This window comes from Deinococcus sp. (assembly GCF_018260405.1).
In the GTDB taxonomy this organism is placed as follows: domain Bacteria; phylum Deinococcota; class Deinococci; order Deinococcales; family Deinococcaceae; genus Deinococcus.
The window spans coordinates 1-4043 of record NZ_JAGLBG010000143.1 but is presented as its reverse complement, the minus strand read 5'-3'; the positions used below and the strand labels follow the sequence as shown (position 1 = coordinate 4043).

The window sequence follows — 4043 nt, the reverse complement described above, 5'->3', positions numbered from 1 at the left end:
GATGTGCGTATTTTTACCGCCCAGTACCGGGCCACCCCCGATACGGCGTCTTCCGATGCGGCGGCCACCGATACGGGCACGGCAGACAGCACTATGCCTCCGGCCACGAGCGGACCAGCGAATCCGGCCACCCCAGCAGCCGGGACGAGTTCAGGCAGCCCAGTGCTAACAAACCCAGTGCCAGCTAACCCAGCCGCAGCCACTCCGACCCCGGCAGCCACTCCGACTCCGTCAGCGACTCCGACCCCGGCAGCTACTCCGACTCCGTCTACCAGCCCCACTCCGGGCGGCAAACCAGCCCCCAGCAAAACGGTTCCCTGAGACCGGGCAGACGCAGCCCCGCAGCGGCAGAACGCACTCGCCTGGGCCAGCCTTCCCGCCCAACTTCAAAAGCCCAGACCGCGTGGTCTTTTCAGGCAAACTGCTCTAAGCTGACCGCATGGCACATCACGTGGAAAAAGGCCCCCAGGACACAGTTGACCTACAGGATTTCCTGAAGATGGAGGGGCTGGTCGAAACGGGTGGCGAGGCTAAATTCCGGGTGCAAAACGGCGAAGTCAAGCTCAACGGCGAGATCGAAACGCGCAGGCGCAAAAAGCTTCAGCGCGGCGACCTCGTCGAATATGCCGGGCAACGGGTTCAGGTCGACTGGTGAGTTACGCCGAAGCGTTGCTTGATTTTCGCCGCCGCAAGGACGAGCACTTTGCTACGGGCCGTGGGCCTATTGCTGGGCCAGAGCTTCAGGGCTTTACAGGGCTGCATTACTTTGACCCCGACGAAGCGTGGCAGTTTCAGGTGCCGCTGTTGCCCGCCGCCGCCGCCCAGCCAGAAGTGCCCCTACAGACCAGCACCGGCGAAATACGCTTTATGGCCCTGCTGGGACAGGTCGAATTTCCGGCTAGCGGTACCCAGCGCAGCACCCTGAGCGTTTTTGGCCCGCCCGGAGAAACGCAGCCTGCACGGGTTTTTATTCCCTTCCGGGACGCCACCAGCGGGCGCGAGACCTACGGCGCAGGCCGTTACCTCGACGCTCCGGTGGAATACGGCGCTCAGGGGCCGCAGGTCACGCTAGATTTCAATCTGGCCTATCACCCCTACTGCGCCTATTCGGAGGGCTGGACCTGTCCGCTGCCACCCGCCGAGAACGTGTTGTCCGTGGCTGTTGCGGCAGGTGAGCGCCTGCCCTGACCCGGCCAGATCAGCGGGCCAGCACCGCGTATTTGAGATCGGTGTACCCGGCGGCGTGCAGCGCATCCCGGCAGGCCAGCAGGGTTTCTCCAGTGGTCAGCACATCGTCGAGCAGCAGCAGAGTGCCGCCAGGAAGCGCCTGGCCGATCCCGAACGCCCCTTGCAGGTTGGCGGCCCGCTCGGCGACCTGCTGTTTGGCCTGCTGCGCCGTGGCCCGGTGTCGCCTGAGGCCCGCCGGACAACAAGGCACCCCGCAGCAGTCGGCTACTACCTGCGCGAGCAGAGCCGCCTGATTGTAACCGCGCTCACGTTCACGGCGGGAATGCAGCGGCACCGGAATCACCCCCGCGATCCGCCAGTCGCTGGGCACACCTGCGGCCAGCGCCTGACCCAGCGGGCGGGCCAGCTCACGAGCGCCGCTGTATTTCAGGGCGCAGATACTGCGCCGAACAACTCCCCGGTAGGGCCCGAGCGACACCAGATGCGGCGCGGGCTGGGCACACAGCGGCGAATGCCACTCGACCCGCGCCCGCAAGTTCTGTGAGCACGCCGCGCACAGCCCGGAGTGCGGCCCAAGCTGCCCGCCGCAGCCAGGGCAGGCGCGGGGAAGCAGCAGCCGCAGCAGTGAAAGCATCGGCCCGTATCGTAACGGATGTCAGCCAGCCAGAAGACAGGGGGCCAGACTCAGTGGTAAAGGCTCAGTGGTGAAAAGGCCAGACCACCGGAATCACCAGCATCGATATGATAAAGGTCACGATGGTTAGCCCAGTGCCGACCCGGACAAAATCCATGAAGCTGTAGCGCCCCGGCCCGTACACCAGCATGCAAGACGGCTCAAGCGGCGTAATGAACGAATTGCTGGCGGCAATCGTAATGCCGATAACAAAGGGGCGCGGATCGTAGCCGAGCGTTTTGGCCGTGCCAATTGCTAGCGGCAACATGACCAGCGCCGCCGCCTGATTGCTCATGGGCTGGGTCAGGGCCACCGTAACCAGAAAGAGGGCAGCCAGGATTCCCGTCGGCCCCAGTGGGGCCAGCAGATGCGACAGCCCCCCGGTCAGTACTTTGGCCGCGCCGGTCTGCTCAAAGGCCGTACCGAAGGCCAGCATACAGGCGACTAGCACGATCACCGGCCATTCGATGCTGCCGTAAGCCTCCTCTGGGGTAATCAGGCGCAGGATCAGGCACAGGGCCACCGCGACCACCACAGCCACACTAAGCGGCAACACTCCTGTGGCGCCCAGCACAACCGCGCCGATAAAGAGCAGCAGGGCCGCCGGAGCCTTTTTCAGGTCACTCTGCTTTTCGGTGAGGTCGCCCAGCACGGCGAGATGTTCATTCAGGTTCTCGACCCGGTCGGCACTTCCCTGAATCAGTAGGACATCTCCCACCTGTATGCGTAGCCTTCCCAGACGTTCGGTGGTGCGGTTGCGGCGGTGCAGCGCCAGCACGCTACAGCCGTAGCGCTCACGGAACCGGCCTTCGCTGAGGGTACGCCCGATCAGCGGGCCGCCGGGCATGACCACCGCCTCGACCAGCCGGATATGCCCGCCGACCTCACCCGTCTCGGCCTGCAACTTCTGTTCACTGCGGCTGACCACGCCCAGCAGGTTCTTGCCTGCCAAAATGCGCTCGGTCGGCCCCTCGACCGCCAGGGTGTCGCCCTCCTGCACACGGAAATCCGCGCCGGGTGCGTACACGGTTTCTGCGCCCCGGCGCACGGCGACCACCGTCAGGCCGTGATCGCGGCCCAGGTTGGTCTGCCGCAGCGACTGGCCGATCAGGGGGCTGCCCGCCGCCACAGTCAGGTCGGCCAGATACGCCCGCAGCGTTTCTTCGAGCTGTACGTCGCGGGTCGGAAGCAGGCGCGGAGCCACGAAAAAAAGGTACAGCAGACCCACCAGCGCTGTGGGAATCCCGACCCAGGCCAGCTCGAAAAAGCCGAGCGGTTTTTCGCCTGTTGCGGGCAGGGCACCTGACACCACCAGATTGGTCGTGGTGCCGATCAGAGTCACGGTGCCGCCCAAAATACTGGCGAACGCCAGGGGCATCAGGGCGCGGCTCGCTGGAATCCCGGCCCGGCGCGAAACCGCCGAGACGACTGGCAAAAAGACCGCTGTGGTCGCCGTATTGCTGGTAAAGGCGCTGACCCCGGCCACCGCGCCGAGCATGGCCTGGAGCATCGCCGCCGGTTTGCGTACCTGCCGCGCCAGCGTCGCGCCGATCCACTCGATAACCCCGGCCCGCAGCAGCACCCGCGTCAGGATAAACAGACTGGCGAGGGTCAGCACCGTGTCGCTGCCAAAGCCCGCAAACGCATCTTTAGGTTTTAGGAGGCCCAGCAATAAAAGTGCCGAGAGCAGGCCCAGCGCCGTCACATCGACGGAAATCAGTTCGGTGGAGAACAGCACCAGCGCCGCCACGAACAGAATCAGAAGAATAGTCACGGGGGTCATGGCTTTACCTCCAGGGGCAGGAAAAGGTGAGTGGAAAGTGGTCGGTGGGGAGCGGTAGACCACGGCGGGGAGAGCTTATTTTCGCTAAGCGGCTGGTGAGAAAAAAAGAGAGAGTGGAGACGCCCTGTTCCACTCACCCCTTCCCACCTCCCACACTCAGCTTTACTGGGCCGCCTGCGTCTCCGCCCTGGGCAGGGCAACCAGCCGGGTCAGGGCCTCGGTCAGCACGGCCACGGCCCGGTCGTATTCGGCCAGGTCGAGGCGTTCCTCGGGGGTATGGTCAAGGCTGCTGTCGCCAGGGCCATAGGCCAGCGTCGGCACCGGCCACAGCTCGGCAACCACGTTCATGTCGCTGGTGCCCGTCTTGACCTTGAAGGTCGGGGTGCCCCCCTGGGCGCG

At 65.0% G+C, this 4043-nt stretch carries 6 protein-coding genes; 2 read left to right on the top strand and 4 right to left on the bottom strand.

Annotated elements, in window-relative coordinates; all coding sequences use genetic code 11:
• Positions 1-293, bottom strand: a 293-nt coding sequence (locus tag QZ269_RS12230) for a hypothetical protein (protein WP_291426984.1), incomplete at its 3' end; no start/stop codon positions are given.
• A 146-nt stretch (positions 294-439) separates the two neighbouring features.
• Here QZ269_RS12230 and QZ269_RS12225 point away from each other — a divergent pair.
• On the top strand, positions 440-655 hold the full coding sequence (locus QZ269_RS12225) for an RNA-binding S4 domain-containing protein (RefSeq protein WP_291426983.1): 216 nt from the start codon (positions 440-442) through the stop codon (positions 653-655).
• Positions 652-1188 carry a DUF1684 domain-containing protein gene (locus tag QZ269_RS12220; RefSeq protein WP_367272297.1) on the top strand — a complete coding sequence of 179 codons (537 nt, stop codon included), beginning with the start codon at positions 652-654 and terminating at the stop codon, positions 1186-1188. Before QZ269_RS12225 ends, QZ269_RS12220 begins: the two co-directional genes overlap by 4 nt.
• Positions 1189-1198: 10 nt before the next feature.
• On the opposite strand, the gene QZ269_RS12215 is transcribed toward QZ269_RS12220, so the two are convergent.
• From QZ269_RS12215 to QZ269_RS12205, 3 genes are all read right to left on the bottom strand, one after another.
• Complete coding sequence (locus tag QZ269_RS12215; protein WP_291426982.1) at positions 1199-1822, bottom strand: ComF family protein; 624 nt, start codon at positions 1820-1822, stop codon at positions 1199-1201.
• A 64-nt stretch (positions 1823-1886) separates the two neighbouring features.
• Entirely contained in the window at positions 1887-3644 is a 1758-nt protein-coding gene (locus QZ269_RS12210; protein ID WP_291426981.1) for an SLC13 family permease, read from the bottom strand.
• A 162-nt stretch (positions 3645-3806) separates the two neighbouring features.
• Positions 3807-4043 (bottom strand): M20/M25/M40 family metallo-hydrolase (locus QZ269_RS12205; RefSeq protein WP_291426980.1); only part of this gene is annotated, 237 nt, incomplete at its 5' end.

Coding starts and splice junctions, on each gene's coding strand:
- QZ269_RS12225 (WP_291426983.1), top strand. CDS start 440: ATGGCACATCACGTGGAAAAAGGCCCCCAGGACACAGTTGACCTACAG.
- QZ269_RS12215 (WP_291426982.1), bottom strand. CDS start 1,822: ATGCTTTCACTGCTGCGGCTGCTGCTTCCCCGCGCCTGCCCTGGCTGC.
- QZ269_RS12210 (WP_291426981.1), bottom strand. CDS start 3,644: ATGACCCCCGTGACTATTCTTCTGATTCTGTTCGTGGCGGCGCTGGTG.